The sequence below is a fragment of the Mangrovibacterium sp. genome, assembly GCF_041596335.1.
Classification (GTDB): Bacteria; Bacteroidota; Bacteroidia; order Bacteroidales; family Prolixibacteraceae; genus Mangrovibacterium.
Genome location: NZ_JBFHIT010000001.1, coordinates 1 through 14,478, shown reverse-complemented (window position 1 = coordinate 14,478; position 14,478 = coordinate 1). Strand labels below are relative to the sequence as shown.

Here is a 14,478-nt window from a genome sequence, read left to right as displayed (position 1 = left end):
AAAGCCTCTTCGGAGAGTGAAGAGGCTTTGCAATTTTATTATAAAGGAATGTTGCCGTGTTTTCGGGGCAGGTTCGACTTCCGTTTGTTGTGGGTCATGTCCAGAGCACTGATGATTTTTTTGCGGGTATCCTTTGGGTAAATGATCTCGTCGATATATCCGAGTGAAGCAGCTCGATATGGATTGGCAAACGTGTCGCGATATTCCTCAACGGCAGCTACCTTTTCATCCTCTGTTTTAATATCGCGTCTCAGTATGTTGATCGCACCTTCGGGACCCATTACCGCAATTTCGGCCGTAGGGAATGCATAATTTACATCGGCTCCAATGTGTTTGCTCGACATAACGTCGTACGCTCCTCCATAAGCCTTTCGTGTGATCAGGGTAATTTTTGGAACTGTGGCTTCGGCAAAGGCATACAGTAATTTTGCACCGTGCTTAATTATTCCACCAAATTCCTGCTGCGTACCGGGCAAAAATCCAGGAACATCAACCAATGTCACAATCGGGATGTTGAAAGCATCGCAAAAGCGCACAAAGCGGGCTGCTTTTGCCGATGAGTTGATGTCGAGTACGCCGGCCAGCACCGAAGGTTGATTGGCGACTATGCCGACTGAACGTCCGCCAAAACGGGCAAAACCAACCAGCACGTTTGCCGCATAATGTGGTTGAACTTCCATGAAGTGTTCATTATCTACAATTTTGTAAATAATGTCTTTCATGTCATACGGCTTGTTTGGGTCTACAGGAATTATTTCATTTAAACCGTCCAGCTCCCGCTCAATCGGGTCGGTGCATGGTATTGCTTCCGGTTCTTCCATATTGTTCAACGGAAGAAAGCTCATTAACTCACGAACCATCATGAGGGTTTGTTCTTCGTTTTCGCCATTAAAGTGAGCAACACCACTCTTGCTGGTGTGGGTTATTGCTCCTCCCAGGGCTTCTTTGCTCACATCTTCGTGAGTTACTGTTTTTATAACTTCAGGCCCGGTAACAAACATGTGGCTGGTTTCATTCACCATGAAAATGAAATCGGTTAAAGCCGGTGAATAAACAGCGCCACCGGCACACGGACCAAGAATAACACTGATTTGAGGAATGACACCACTGGATAACACGTTGTTATAAAAGATGTCGGCATAGCCTGCCAAGCTTTGTACTCCTTCCTGAATGCGGGCTCCGCCGGAGTCGTTCAACCCGATAAGGGGTTTGCCCATTTTTATAGCAAGTTCCTGAATTTTAACAATTTTGTCGGCATTCGTGCGACTCATGCTTCCACCAAAAACAGTGAAATCCTGAGCAAAAACGTATACCAACCGCCCGTTAATCTTTCCATAGCCTGTTACTACACCATCGCCGGGTATTTTGTTTTTCTCCATTCCGAAATCGGTCGCCCGGTGGGTTACCAACTTGTCAATCTCGTTGAAGGTACCCGGATCAAGCAGTTCGAGAATGCGTTCGCGTGCCGTTTTTTTACCGGCTGCATGTTGTTTTTCTGCGCGTTCAGGGCCTCCGCCCGCTTCAGCTTGTCTATTGATTGCTTCGAATTGATCGAATTTTGCTTTTAAGTCCATTGTTCTTTTTCAGTTTTAAGGAAACTACTCATTGGGTTTTGTGTCAAACAGTTGTTTGAAATACGGCATCGTGAAGTTGAATGGAACGCTCTTTTAATCAAATTCGATTAAAACCTGATTCGATTCGACAGTGTCGCCAGCTTTAACGTTTACTTTTTTAACTACTCCGTCAACCGCTGATTTGTATTCACTTTCCATTTTCATAGCTGAGATAATCACCGCGGTTTGCCCTTTTGTTACCGTTTGGCCGGTTTCGACCAGAACTTTTACAATTTTCCCGGGCATTGGAGCGGTTATTTTTTTCTCGCTTTGTGCCAGAACTCCTTCACCACGGTTTCGGATGTACCGCGATTCGGCATCAATAATTTCCAGATCGAAGGTGTTGTACAATGTGTAGGCGGTATAGGCCTTTTTTTTTGTTGACGGTACAAGTGTAATGTTGTGTGAACGATTGTTTTCCAAAATGGAGAACGTTCCTTCATCGTTGTGCATCAAGTCGACCAGGTAGACTTGGTCGTCCACCATAATCTCAAGGAGATTTTCGTTTTGATTCAGAACCTTTATCTTGGCAATCCGATCATCTAATTTTACATCTATTGGCATAATAGCTAGGTTTAAAGTCTGTCGAAATTCTTTTGATACGAATATTTTTTCCAGCGGTTTTCAACCGGGTTGAGCTGCTTGGTTGGGATGACTTTGTTCAGCCGGTTGATGTAGTCGATGTAGGTTGCGATAATCACCATATCTTGCGTTACGATGTCGCACTTTTCGGTGGAAAGCAGCATCTCTTTGTTTTTCTCAATGTAATTGGTGTCATAGTTTCCTTCTCTGAAGTCCGAGGAATCCATAATGCGTTCCAAAAACTTAATGGATGTTTTGACCCCTGTAATTTTGTACTCATACAAGGCCCGGCGCATACGCTGAATGGCCTCCTCGCGGTTGTTGGCCCAAACGATTAGCTTTGAGATCATTGGGTCGTAGTGGATCGGAATTTCATAGCCCTCATAAACATATCCATCGGTGCGAACTCCTAAACCTAATGGCTCCGTAATGTTGTGAATGCGTCCGGCACTGGGCATGAAGTTATTGTCAGAGTCCTCCGCATAAATCCGACATTCAATGGCATGACCCTTTTGGCGAAGCTCATCCTGCTTGAGAAGCAATTCATGACCTTCAGCCACCAAGATTTGTTGTTTTACCAAGTCGACTCCGGTAACCCGTTCTGTTATAGGGTGTTCGACTTGCAGACGGGTATTCATCTCCAAGAAATAGTAATTCAGGTTATTATCAACCAAAAATTCAATTGTACCTGCTCCTACATATTTGACCGCTTTGGCTGCATTCACAGCATCCTGTCCCATCTTTTCACGCAGGTCGACGGTCATTAAAGGAGAAGGAGTCTCTTCAACCATTTTCTGATGGCGACGTTGGATCGAGCATTCTCGTTCGAAAAGATGGATAACGTTCCCATGTTGGTCGCCCAGAACCTGAAACTCAATATGGTGTGGGGAGCTGACATACTTTTCAATGTAAACCGCATCATCGTTGAAAGCGGCTAAAGCTTCGGATCTTGCTCCACGAACTGAGGACACAATTCCACTTTCTTCTTTTACTAAACGCATCCCTTTTCCACCACCGCCGGCTGAGGCTTTAATCATAACCGGCAAGCCAATTTCGGCAATGGTTTTCAGAGCTTCGTCTTCCGACGAAATGGCCTCTGTTGTTCCCGGCACCACAGGTACTCCGGCAGCAATCATTGCTTTGCGAGCTTGAATTTTATCGCCCATCTTGACAATTACCTCAGGAGAGGGGCCAATGAAAATAATGTTGTTCTCGGCACACAGCCTGGCAAATTCCGAGTTTTCAGATAAAAAGCCGTAACCAGGATGAATGGCGTCGGCTTTAGATTTTATCGCTACCTCAATAATTTTATCTGCTCGAAGGTAGCTTTCTTTGGATGGAGCTGGTCCTATGTAATAAGCTTCGTCTGCATAACGCACATGCATCGATGTTCGGTCAGCATCAGAAAAAACAGCTACACTAGCAATATCCATCTCACGGCAGGTGCGCATGATTCTGACTGCTATTTCACCCCGGTTTGCTACCAGGATTTTGTTGATTTTTCTCATAACTTGGTTTTAATACGATAACTTTCCAGATCTAGATTTTATAAACGATTTAAACAGTACATCATTAAACCACGTTGTACTGAAAATGTTTAGGGAACGTTTTTTTTGGATTTTAAAACCACTTTCGAAATATGTTTAGTACATTTTTTGGAGCTTTTGTTAAATTAGTTATATTTGCGTCTTTCTAAACGAAAATTATGTTCTCGAAAATTGGTTTGATTATTTCTTTTGCTGCTATACTGCTGTCGCAGCCCATCTACAGTCAGAGTGTGTTATCTTCTATGTTCTCAAAAGATTCGCTGATTAGCCACTTAGCGAACGAACAAAAAAGATATACGTCTGAAAGAGTTATCTTAAAGCCAAAAGTTGATGGAGAATTAGATGACGATTGTTGGCAGTCTGCACGTTGGGACTCTTCATTTGTACAACAACAACCGATGCAAGGCAAATCGCCCTCGCAAACTACAAGTGTAGCTATACTTTATGATAATGAAAATCTATACGTAGGGGTTAAATGTTATGACAAAGAGCCCGAATTAATCCGATCAATCATGAGTCGTCGCGATGAATACGGAGGAGATATGATTGGGATTGCGTTTGATTCCTATGCCGACAATCAAACGGCTTTTGAGTTTGACATGACAGCTGCCGGGCAAAAAATTGATCTGTTGCATCTGGGCGCTCAGGAGGCTGACTACAATTGGGACGCGATTTGGGATGGCAGAACCTCAATCTCGGACAGTATGTGGACCGCTGAATTGCGGATTCCTTTTAGTCAGCTACGTTATGCGAAATCAGACAAACAAGATTGGGGGCTTCACATTTGGCGGTGGATTGATCGGACACAGGAGGAAATTCACTGGAAACTGATCCCGATTGATGCGCCGGCAACAGTGTTTTTATTTGGCGATATCTCCGGCATTGAAGATATCAACCAGAAAAGAAAGGTTGAGTTGATTCCGTACACAAACCTGAAATTTTCACCCAATACCGATTTAAAACACAAATGGAATTATGGGGCAGGGATAGACGGTAAGATTGGTTTAACACCAGACTTCACACTCGATATGACAATTAACCCAGATTTTGGGCAGGTTGAGGCCGATCCGTCCATTCTATCGTTGTCGACCTATGAGATTTATTATGATGAAAAACGTCCTTTCTTTTTGGAGGGCAATAATGTTCTTGATTATAGTGCAGACAACGATTTATTGTTTTACTCCCGACGGATCGGTCATGCGCCAAGTTATGAGCCAGAAACAGAAGACGGGGAAAAATTGTCGATGCCGGATAATACGTCAATTCTGAGTGCTTTAAAACTCACCGGAAAAAACAAAAAGGGACTGTCAGTTGGCGTAATCCAGAGTTTAACAGCAAAAGAAACAGCAACAATCTACGGATCGGAACGGGATTCCGATGTCGTGGTTGAACCGTTCACCAGTTATTTTGTGGGCCGACTAAAGCAGGATTTTAATCGTGGAAATACTGTTTTAGGGGCGATGGTGACTTCTGTTAACCGAACGATTGATGATTCACAGCTTGAGTTTCTTGCCAAATCGTCGCTAACTGGTGGACTTGATTTTGTTCACAATTGGAAGAAACGCCGATATTATGTCGACATGAAGGGCTTCTTCAGCCAAACTAAAGGAACTGAAGAGGCTATCAGCGATTTGCAATTGTCTTCGGTACACTATTTTCAGCGTTCGGATGCTGATCATTTGGATTATGATGATTCGCGGACTGAATTGTCAGGTAGCGGTGGATCAGTTAGCGGTGGAAAGCGTAGCGGGAAATTTCGGGCAACCGGTTCGTTTAGCTGGCGGTCACCGGGAGTTGATTTGAATGAAATCGGTTATCTGTATCAGGCTGACTATCTGGAAGAGTCTGCAGAATTGCGTTATCAGCAAAATATGCCCAAGGGGATTATGCGTCAATACTGGCTTCGTTTTACGCAGCTGTCGAACTGGAGTTATGGGGGAGAGTTAACCAAACAGGAGCTAACCTGGCATGCTTATTTTAAGTTTAAAAACCTGTGGAATGTGCATCTGGATTTAGACAGAGACTATAACGTTTACGACACACGAGAGCTTCGGGGCGGCCCTATTTTGTATAAGGAACCAACATGGGATAGCGAAGTTTTTATTCAGTCAAATGCTTCCAAAAACTTGTTCACGGCAGTGGGGACTCGTTTTGTGTTTGGCGACGACGATATTTCGGTGCGTAATATCAACACGTTCTACCTGCTCTGGCGATTGGGAACGAACCTGAGTCTTTCATCTAAAACCGTATACCAAACAAACACCGACTACCACCAATATGCCGGACGTGTTACGCTTGATGATGGAACATCTGGATATATGGTTGGCCAGATCGATCAGAAAACACTCGAGTCGACTTTGCGATTAGAGTATTTTATTACACCGGAGCTTTCCTTGCAATATTATGCTTCACCATACGCTTCAATTGGGCGATATTCAGAATTTCGTCGGGTGAACATTGGCGATAGCCGAAAGCTGAGTGAACGGTATATTTCTGTTGATGGCAATTTGTCCGGCGACATCTACACTTTTGAGGAAGGCACTGATTCATACAAAATGTACAATCCGGATTTCACGTTTAAGGAATTTAATTCGAATCTGGTCGCCCGCTGGGAGTTTAGGCCCGGATCGACGTTTTATTTGGTTTGGAACAATACGGTATCCGACTATCAACGGGGCTATGAGCAGTCGATTGGACGGACATTCGGTGATATTTTTGGTACGAAATCACAGAATGTCTTCATGTTAAAATTTACTTATTGGTTTTCTATTTAATCGGCGGAACTAGACTTACTTTTGCGGAGAGCTTTTATTTCGGTTTTTGATGACTTTATTCGATTTTTGAGCTCTTAACCAGAAAGTAATATTTTCGTGAAGATAACAGCATATTTCCCGATTTATAAGCAGAATCTGAAGTTGGCAATCCCGGTCATCCTTTCGCAGGTTGGTCAGGTAACGGTATCGTTGGTCGATAATATGATGGTGGGCCATGCAGGAACCACCGAATTAGCTGCGGCTTCGTTCTCGAACAGTATTTTTATTGTCGGGATGCTCATGGGCCTCGGTGTGACGATGGGATTGACTCCCTTAGTTGGTAAGTTTTTTAACCGCCACGAAGAACGTGAAATTGGCGCCTACCTTAAAAATGGACTGTTCCTTCATTCCATTACTGCAATCTCCTTAATTTTTATAATGACCGGTGTGGCTTTTTTCCTCAACCGGATGGGGCAACCGGAGGAAGTGTCGGAAATGGCTTTCTCTTATTTTTTGGTCTTGGTAATGTCGTTGTTCCCATTGTTGATTTTTTACTCGTGTAAACAGTTTCTGGAGGGGATGGGAAATACGAAAGTCGCAATGGTCATCACACTGGGGTCAAATCTAGTTAATATTGTTTTGAACTATTTGTTGATCTTCGGAAAGTTCGGTTTTCCGGAATTGGGACTTTTAGGTGCAGGTATCGCCACTTTTTGCGCCCGTTTATTAATGCCTTTTGTGATTATCGCTTATTTGTGGTATCATCCTGATTTTTCGGGCATTACTTTGATGGCACGAAAATCGGCGATTGCGCTGGAGAAACTTAAACAGCTTATCTCAATCGGATTTCCAATCGGAGCGCAGATTGTTGTTGAGGTGTTGACATTTAGTGTCGGTGCGGTTATGATGGGCTGGATTGGAACAGAACAACTGGCTGCACATCAGGTTGCGATCGGGTTAGCTTCATTTTCGTATATGATTAGCCTCGGGGTGGGAGCAGCAACAACAATCCATGTGAGTCACGCGTTTGGGCAAAACGATTTTTCACTCATTCGGCAATGGCTAAAAGCGGCATTGCATCTAATCGTTTTGTTCATGAGCTCCATGGGCGTTTTATTTATCCTATTCCGTTTTCAGCTGCCGGTACTCTTTACAAAAGATGCAGCTGTCATCCATATTTCAGCCGGTTTGTTAATTGTAGCAGCACTTTTTCAAGTGTTCGATGGTATTCAGGTCGCGTTTTTATCAGTTTTACGTGGCATGTCGGATGTGAAAATGCCCATGTTTCTGGCTTTTCTGGCGTATTCGGTGATTGGATTGCCAATTAGTTACCTGTGTGCTTTTGTTTTCGAACTGGGAGCCGTCGGAATTTGGATCGGCTTTTTAATCGGCTTGGCAGTCGCCGCAGGCTTGTTTAGTTACAGGCTCCGGAAATTGATGATAGTTTTAGAGAATCACACCCGGTAGAAAAGAAAAAGGGCCATCATCGTCATGATAGCCCGTAGTTCATAATTTAGTTCAGTTAGATCAGAAAATAGATATTGGTTTAAAGAGAAAAGGTGTCTATAAATCGTTTATTCATAAGGCATTGATTTCTCAAATGCCTTGCTAATATAAGAACTATTTTTGAGTTGCGTTAAAAAATCCTTAAAATTTCTTAATAAGTGGTAATGGGGTGCCAATGTTTGCTTTGTAATGTTTTGAAAAACAGAGCTTAATTTTTCGGTATATGTTGTACAATAGGTGGTTTGGTCTGTTCTGTTTAAACATTGAATTGGTTCAAAATATGCCAGTGTCTATATGAAGAGAAGATTCATTTTGAAAAAATAACTTATAAAAGGAATAAAAGATCAAAATCTCATTTAAATGAAATTGATATCTTTGTGCGCACAAAATTTTCGACTATGCAGCTATACAACAAATACAACAAAGAGCAATTAATTAAGCAATTGCACGATGAAGACTTTACACGCACGACGATTTCATTTTACCGCTATGTTCGTATCTCAGATCCGCAAATATTTCGGGATGAGCTTTACCGAGAATGGTTTAGCCTAAATTGTTTTGGACGCATATATGTCGCACGCGAAGGTATAAACGCACAAATGAGCGTTCCTACAGCAAATCTGGATGCCTTTTTAGAACAGCTGAATTCGAGGGAGCAGTTGAAGAATATGCCGATTAAATACGCTGTTGAAGACAATGGAAAGTCGTTTTATAAACTCACGATCAAGGTACGTCCAAAAATTGTGGCCGATGGATTAGATGATCAGGCGTTCGACGTAACGAATGTCGGTCGTCACTTATCGGCGACTGAATTTCATGAGCAAATTGGAAAACCTGATGTTTTGGTGGTGGATATGCGGAATCACTACGAAAGTGAGATTGGTCATTTTGAGGGTGCAATTTGCCCTGAAGCCGATACGTTCCGCGAAGAGATCGATCTGGTTGTTGAGCAATTGAAAGAGGAGAAAGAACGAAAAATTCTGCTTTACTGCACCGGAGGTGTACGTTGCGAAAAGGCCAGTGCCTATTTGAAGCATCATGGATTTCAGGATGTCAACCAACTGCACGGAGGTATCATTGAATACGCGCAACAAATTAAACGGCTGAATCTGAAGTCAAAATTTGTTGGAAAAAATTTTGTATTCGACGAACGGTTGGGCGAATCGATAAATGGCGAAGTTATAGCGCATTGTCATCAATGTGGAAAGAAGTGTGATGCGCATACTAATTGCGCGAATAACTTGTGTCACATCCTGTTTATTCAATGTGCTGAATGTGCTTCGCATTTCCAGGGGTGTTGCAGTGAGGAGTGCAAAGAGGTTTTACATGCTCCTGTTGAAGAGCGTGATTTGTATGTTCAGGCTTTTCAGCGTAAGTTTGGCAACCGAAAAGCATTCCGCAAAGGATTCAGTCAGAAGATAAAAAAGCTTGATTTACGCTATGAGTAGTTTTTGGAACGATATTAAAAGCCCGATTTTAGCCCTTGCACCCATGGAAGATGTAACTGATACTTCTTTCCGTGAGCTGGTTGCCCGTATATCTGACCCGGCATGTCTGCAAATTCTGTTTACCGAGTTTACTGCTGTCGACGGGATGAATCATCCGGTCGGGAAGGAGCGAGTATCAGAACGTTTGGTGGTTACCGAATCGGAACGAAAAGTTCTGACAGAGATGGGAATTAAACTGGTTGCACAGATTTGGGGTAACAAACCGGAGGTTTTTTATAACGTTGCAAAGGAAATTACGGCGGAATATCAATTCGATGGTCTGGATATAAACATGGGCTGTCCGGTGAAGAATGTTGTTAAGCAAGGGTCTTGTAGTGCCTTGATTGACCAGCCTACCTTGGCAAAAGAGATCATTCTGGCAACAAAAGAAGCGACCCATTTGCCGGTTTCGGTGAAAACCCGTACTGGCATTAAAAAGCATGATACTGAGCGATGGATTAATCAGTTGCTCGAAACGCGCCCGGCGGCGATAACTTTGCACGGTCGCACTCAAAAACAACAGTCTGATGGTTTGGCCGATTGGAACGAAATTGCCAGGGGTGCTCGTTTGCGCGACGAATTGGCTCCGGAGATTCCGTTTTTGGGAAATGGCGATGTGATGTCGTATCAGCAAGCGTGTAACTATTGCAGTGAGTTTGGATTGGATGGCATTATGATCGGACGGGGAATTTTTCACAATCCCTGGTTTTTTAATCCGCAAGAGCGGGAACACTCCAAAGAAGAGAAATTGCAGCAACTAATTTTGCATACCCGCTTGTTTGAAAGGAACTGGGGTGGAAAGCGGAATTTTAATGTTCTTAAGCGGTTCTATAAAATCTACACAAATGGTTTTGCGGGGGCATCAAAAATGCGTGCTGAATTGATGAACGCCAACAATTATGAAGAAGTTTATAAAATTGTTGGCGCTCATATTGGCTATACTACTATTTAATTAGTGCGAGCATTCGTGGTGGTCGGTGCAGATTGTGAAATTGCTGAAGTAGTCTTGTCGGATGTATTTGTTCATAGCTTCTTTTACAGAGCATTTAAAACCAGCAATTACTTCAATGTTATTTTCTTTCAATTTCCGAATCGCTCCTTCGCCAATTCCGGAGGCCAGCATCACGTTTACTTTTTCAGCTGCCAGTTCGTGCGCGAGATTCGATTTGCATCCACACTCTTTTGAAGTCGTTAATTGACTTTCGTTGACGATCTCCTTTTTCTCATTTAGTTCATAAACGGTGAAATATTCACAGTGTCCGAAATGGTCGTCTACCTGATTGTCTTTGGTTGGTATGGCTATTTTCATCATATCATCTATTTGTTTTTTTCTTAATTGTGGTCACAAATATAATGAACAATAGTTCGATAATGGGAATGGAAGGTTGAAAATAAATTGATTTAATATTCAAATAATCAGGTAGCGTTGTGCTTGCCTTAAAATTGGAAAAGGAAGAAACAGAAAAAGCCGCTTCGGCAATGCGAAACGGCTTTTTTTGTTTAGTGCGTTTGAGTCCGGTTAGCTTTTTGAAATATTGGCTAAAGCAGCGGCAACTCTTGCAATTGGGACGCGGTAGGGAGAACAGCTGACATAGTCTAATCCTACTGAATCGCAGAACATAACAGAACTAGGTTCGCCTCCATGTTCACCGCAAATACCAACTTTAAGGTTTGGCTTGGTTGAACGACCTCTCTCGACTCCCATTTTAACTAATTGTCCTACTCCTGTTTGGTCGAGCACCTGGAAAGGATCGTTTTTCAGGATTCCCTTGTCGAGATAATCGGGAAGGAATTTTCCGGCGTCATCGCGGGAGTAGCCGAAAGTCATCTGGGTCAGGTCGTTTGTTCCGAAAGAGAAAAAGTCAGCTTCCGCGGCAATTAAATCAGCTGTCAAGGCTGCACGTGGGATCTCAATCATCGTTCCCAACAGAAAATCAATTCGGGCGCCTTTTTCTTTGAACACAGTTTCAGCCGTTTCGCGGATAATGGATGCCTGGTTTATCAGTTCCGGGATTGTTCCGACCAACGGTACCATAATTTCGGGGCGGGCATCAATACCTTTTGCTTTCAGGTTTAATGCTGCTTCAATTATTGCCCGAGCTTGCATGGCTGTAATTTCGGGATAGGTAATGCCTAGTCGACAGCCGCGGTGTCCCAGCATCGGGTTAAACTCTGCAAGATCATCAATTTTTGAAAGAATGGCATCGAGCGAAATACCCATTTCTTCAGCCAGTTCTTGTTGGGCTGCTTTGTTGTGAGGCACAAATTCGTGTAGTGGCGGGTCGAGTAGTCGTACCGTTACGCCGAAGCCGGCCATTGCCTCGAAAATACCTTCAAAGTCGCTTCGTTGGTAGGGGAGAAGTTTTGCCAATGCTTTTTCGCGGTCGGCTTTATTGTTTGCCAGAATCATTTCACGCATCACCTTAATTCGTTCGCCTTCGAAGAACATATGCTCTGTGCGGCAAAGGCCAATGCCTTTTGCTCCGAATTTGCGGGCAACTTGCGCATCGTTTGGTGTATCGGCATTTGTGCGTACTGACATTCGGGTGAATTCATCCGCAAGATCCATAATTTGGGCAAAATCGCCACCAATATCGGGGTTCTGCGTTTTTACTTTTCCTTCGCAAACTTCACCGGTTGATCCATTCAGCGAGATCCAGTCTCCTTCTTTTAGTACTTTGCCCGATACAGTCATGGTTCGTGCGCGATAGTCGATACGAACGGTGCCAGCTCCGGATACACAACATTTACCCATGCCTCGGGCTACAACTGCCGCGTGTGAAGTCATTCCGCCCCGGGCAGTTAAAATACCACGGGCAATGTTCATTCCTTCCAGATCTTCGGGTGACGTTTCAATTCGAACAAGAATTGAAGAATCGAATTTTTTAGCTTCATCGGCAAAGAAAACAATTTGTCCGGTTGCGGCACCGGGAGATGCCGGTAATCCTTTAGCCAGGATGGTTGCTCTTTTCATCGCTTCCTTGTCGAAAACCGGGTGTAACAATTCATCCAGTTTATTAGGTTCAATTCGCTTCAGAGCTGTTTTTTTATCGATAATTCCTTGCGCCAACATGTCGACAGCAATTCGTACCATCGCTGCGCCGGTTCTTTTTCCGTTTCGTGTTTGCAACAACCATAATTTTCCATCCTGAATGGTAAATTCAAGGTCTTGCATGTCTTTATAATGCTTTTCCAGATTTTCCTGTACCGTGTTTAATTCTGCATACAGCTTCGGCATTGTTTCCTCTAATGAAGGGAAGTGCGATTTACGAAGCTCTTCGTCAACGCCGGCTAATTCGGCCCACCGCTTGCTGCCTTCCAGTGTAATTTGCTGTGGTGTGCGTATTCCGGCAACGACATCTTCGCCTTGCGCATTGATTAGGTATTCACCGTTAAATATATCTTCTCCAGTTCCGGCATCGCGGGTAAAAGCAACTCCGGTAGCCGATGTATTTCCCATATTACCGAATACCATTGCCTGAACGTTAACGGCGGTTCCCCATTCTGCCGGAAAACCGTTTAATTTACGGTAGTAGATAGCCCGGTCGTTCATCCAGCTATCGAAAACGGCATAAACGGCTCCCCAGAGTTGTTCCCATGGATCGTCAGGGAAGCTTTTCCCGGTAACCTTTAACACCGCAGCTTTAAACTGCTTCACTAGTTTTTGAAGGTCGTCGGTGGAAAAATCGGTGTCAAGCTCAATTCCTTTTTCTTCCTTTAGGGTATCCATTATGGACTCAAAAGGATCAATATCTTCTTTACTCTCCGGTTTCATTCCTAAAACTACGTCACCGTACATTTGTACAAATCGCCGGTACGAATCCCAGGCAAAACGTTCATTGCCTGATTTTCTGGCAATGCCTTGTACGGCCGAATCGTTTAAGCCTAAATTCAATACGGTATCCATCATCCCCGGCATAGAAACACGTGCGCCCGAACGGACTGAAACCAAGCATGGATTATCCTTGTCGCCAAATTTTGTCGCGGTCAATTCTTCAATTAATTTGACCGCTTTTTCAACCTCGGGTTTTATAGCCGCAACAGCAGCTTCTCTGCCTTGTTGGTTATAGATTGTACAAACTTCTGTGGTAATTGTAAACCCCGGAGGTACTGGAACGCCGATTAGGTTCATTTCTGCTAAATTTGCTCCTTTACCACCCAGAAGGTTTTTCATGTCAGCCTTACCTTCGGCTTTTCCGTTTCCGAATGTATAAACGTATTTTGCCATAATTTTAGTTTTTTGGTTGATGGAATTATTAAGTAAAGTAAATTTTTGACGTATTAAATGTAACCGTATTTTTTTTAAATCTGAAGGGTTTGCCCTGCCTCTAAAAGGTGTTTTACAGCTATTGGTTTTATCTAATCCATTCGCCTTGTTCATTGTGTAGTGATTGAAAAGGTAGTAATCAATTGTTCAGATCAGGGCTATTGCACGAGAGTTTTGGATTGAATTTAACGGCTCTTTTTAATTGAGACATACGAGTACCTCATTGTCCGGACTCCGGAATGTTGTTTCAAAACTAAACAGGAGTAATTGGTGGGCCTGTGAATTGCGCTTAGACATACGACGAACCTTAAACGATGATTTATACAATCGAAACCGGAAACGAACTATTTGGAATGTGAACTCAGGTCTTAAAATACTAGTCAATAGTATATTTAACGTTTGTTAACTTTGCTTTTCATCTCTTAACTGACATAAGCTGTATCTTTGGTTTATACAAAAAACAAAGTAGCAAGTAATTTTTTTTCATAGAGATAGGTTTGGTTAAGTTAGAAAAGGATGGATCACCATCCTTTTTTTTTGTTTGTAGCCGGCCGAATAGTTTGCGGTTTTGCTTTTCCACATTCGATCAATGATTTAGTAGAATGCCCACCAATATTTAGGTTGAAAAATAAGGTTTGTTAACAGCGCTTTTCATCTCTTAACAGGGAGAAGCAGTATCTTTGAATCATACAAAAAGCAAAGTAGTTAGTATAGTTTTTTTTC

At 43.0% G+C, this 14,478-nt stretch carries 9 protein-coding genes; 4 read left to right on the top strand and 5 right to left on the bottom strand.

Annotated features, from left to right (window positions below):
- Positions 1-38: 38 nt before the first annotated feature.
- The 3 genes from ABZD21_RS00045 to accC form a co-directional block, all read right to left on the bottom strand.
- Positions 39-1,574, bottom strand: a complete 1,536-nt coding sequence (locus tag ABZD21_RS00045) for an acyl-CoA carboxylase subunit beta (protein ID WP_372771884.1) — start codon at positions 1,572-1,574, stop codon at positions 39-41.
- 93 nt (positions 1,575-1,667) lie between these two features.
- Positions 1,668-2,177: an acetyl-CoA carboxylase biotin carboxyl carrier protein subunit gene (locus tag ABZD21_RS00040; protein WP_372771883.1), complete on the bottom strand. Its 510-nt coding sequence runs from the start codon at positions 2,175-2,177 to the stop codon at positions 1,668-1,670.
- An 11-nt stretch (positions 2,178-2,188) separates the two neighbouring features.
- Positions 2,189-3,703 carry an acetyl-CoA carboxylase biotin carboxylase subunit gene (gene accC, locus ABZD21_RS00035; RefSeq protein ID WP_372771881.1) on the bottom strand — a complete coding sequence of 505 codons (1,515 nt, stop codon included), beginning with the start codon at positions 3,701-3,703 and terminating at the stop codon, positions 2,189-2,191.
- Positions 3,704-3,900: 197 nt separating this feature from the next.
- Here accC and ABZD21_RS00030 point away from each other — a divergent pair, with 197 nt between their 5' ends.
- The 4 genes from ABZD21_RS00030 (at position 3,901) to ABZD21_RS00015 (ending at position 10,440) form a co-directional block, all read left to right on the top strand.
- Positions 3,901-6,516 carry a DUF5916 domain-containing protein gene (locus ABZD21_RS00030; protein WP_372771879.1) on the top strand — a complete coding sequence of 872 codons (2,616 nt, stop codon included), beginning with the start codon at positions 3,901-3,903 and terminating at the stop codon, positions 6,514-6,516.
- 96 nt (positions 6,517-6,612) lie between these two features.
- Positions 6,613-7,962 carry an MATE family efflux transporter gene (locus tag ABZD21_RS00025; protein ID WP_372771877.1) on the top strand — a complete coding sequence of 450 codons (1,350 nt, stop codon included), beginning with the start codon at positions 6,613-6,615 and terminating at the stop codon, positions 7,960-7,962.
- Positions 7,963-8,399: 437 nt separating this feature from the next.
- The gene (locus ABZD21_RS00020; protein ID WP_372771875.1) at positions 8,400-9,449 is read left to right on the top strand and encodes a rhodanese-related sulfurtransferase; all 1,050 of its coding nucleotides are present in this window, start codon (positions 8,400-8,402) and stop codon (positions 9,447-9,449) included.
- Positions 9,442-10,440: a tRNA dihydrouridine synthase gene (locus tag ABZD21_RS00015; RefSeq protein ID WP_372771873.1), complete on the top strand. Its 999-nt coding sequence runs from the start codon at positions 9,442-9,444 to the stop codon at positions 10,438-10,440. Before ABZD21_RS00020 ends, ABZD21_RS00015 begins: the two co-directional genes overlap by 8 nt.
- On the opposite strand, the gene ABZD21_RS00010 is transcribed toward ABZD21_RS00015, so the two are convergent.
- Positions 10,441-10,800 (bottom strand): NifB/NifX family molybdenum-iron cluster-binding protein, encoded by a 360-nt coding sequence (locus ABZD21_RS00010; protein WP_372771871.1) that lies wholly within the window; start codon positions 10,798-10,800, stop codon positions 10,441-10,443. It lies immediately after the preceding gene.
- Between the two features lie 207 nt (positions 10,801-11,007).
- On the bottom strand, positions 11,008-13,716 hold the full coding sequence (gene ppdK, locus ABZD21_RS00005) for a pyruvate, phosphate dikinase (protein ID WP_372771869.1): 2,709 nt from the start codon (positions 13,714-13,716) through the stop codon (positions 11,008-11,010).
- Positions 13,717-14,478 lie beyond the last annotated feature (762 nt).

What these genes read in the sequence shown, in the direction of transcription:
- ABZD21_RS00010 (WP_372771871.1), bottom strand. Translation starts at nt 10,800, where the DNA reads ATGATGAAAATAGCCATACCAACCAAAGACAATCAGGTAGACGACCAT.
- ABZD21_RS00040 (WP_372771883.1), bottom strand. Translation starts at nt 2,177, where the DNA reads ATGCCAATAGATGTAAAATTAGATGATCGGATTGCCAAGATAAAGGTT.
- ABZD21_RS00020 (WP_372771875.1), top strand. Translation starts at nt 8,400, where the DNA reads ATGCAGCTATACAACAAATACAACAAAGAGCAATTAATTAAGCAATTG.
- ABZD21_RS00015 (WP_372771873.1), top strand. Translation starts at nt 9,442, where the DNA reads ATGAGTAGTTTTTGGAACGATATTAAAAGCCCGATTTTAGCCCTTGCA.
- accC (WP_372771881.1), bottom strand. Translation starts at nt 3,703, where the DNA reads ATGAGAAAAATCAACAAAATCCTGGTAGCAAACCGGGGTGAAATAGCA.
- ppdK (WP_372771869.1), bottom strand. Translation starts at nt 13,716, where the DNA reads ATGGCAAAATACGTTTATACATTCGGAAACGGAAAAGCCGAAGGTAAG.
- ABZD21_RS00030 (WP_372771879.1), top strand. Translation starts at nt 3,901, where the DNA reads ATGTTCTCGAAAATTGGTTTGATTATTTCTTTTGCTGCTATACTGCTG.
- ABZD21_RS00045 (WP_372771884.1), bottom strand. Translation starts at nt 1,574, where the DNA reads ATGGACTTAAAAGCAAAATTCGATCAATTCGAAGCAATCAATAGACAA.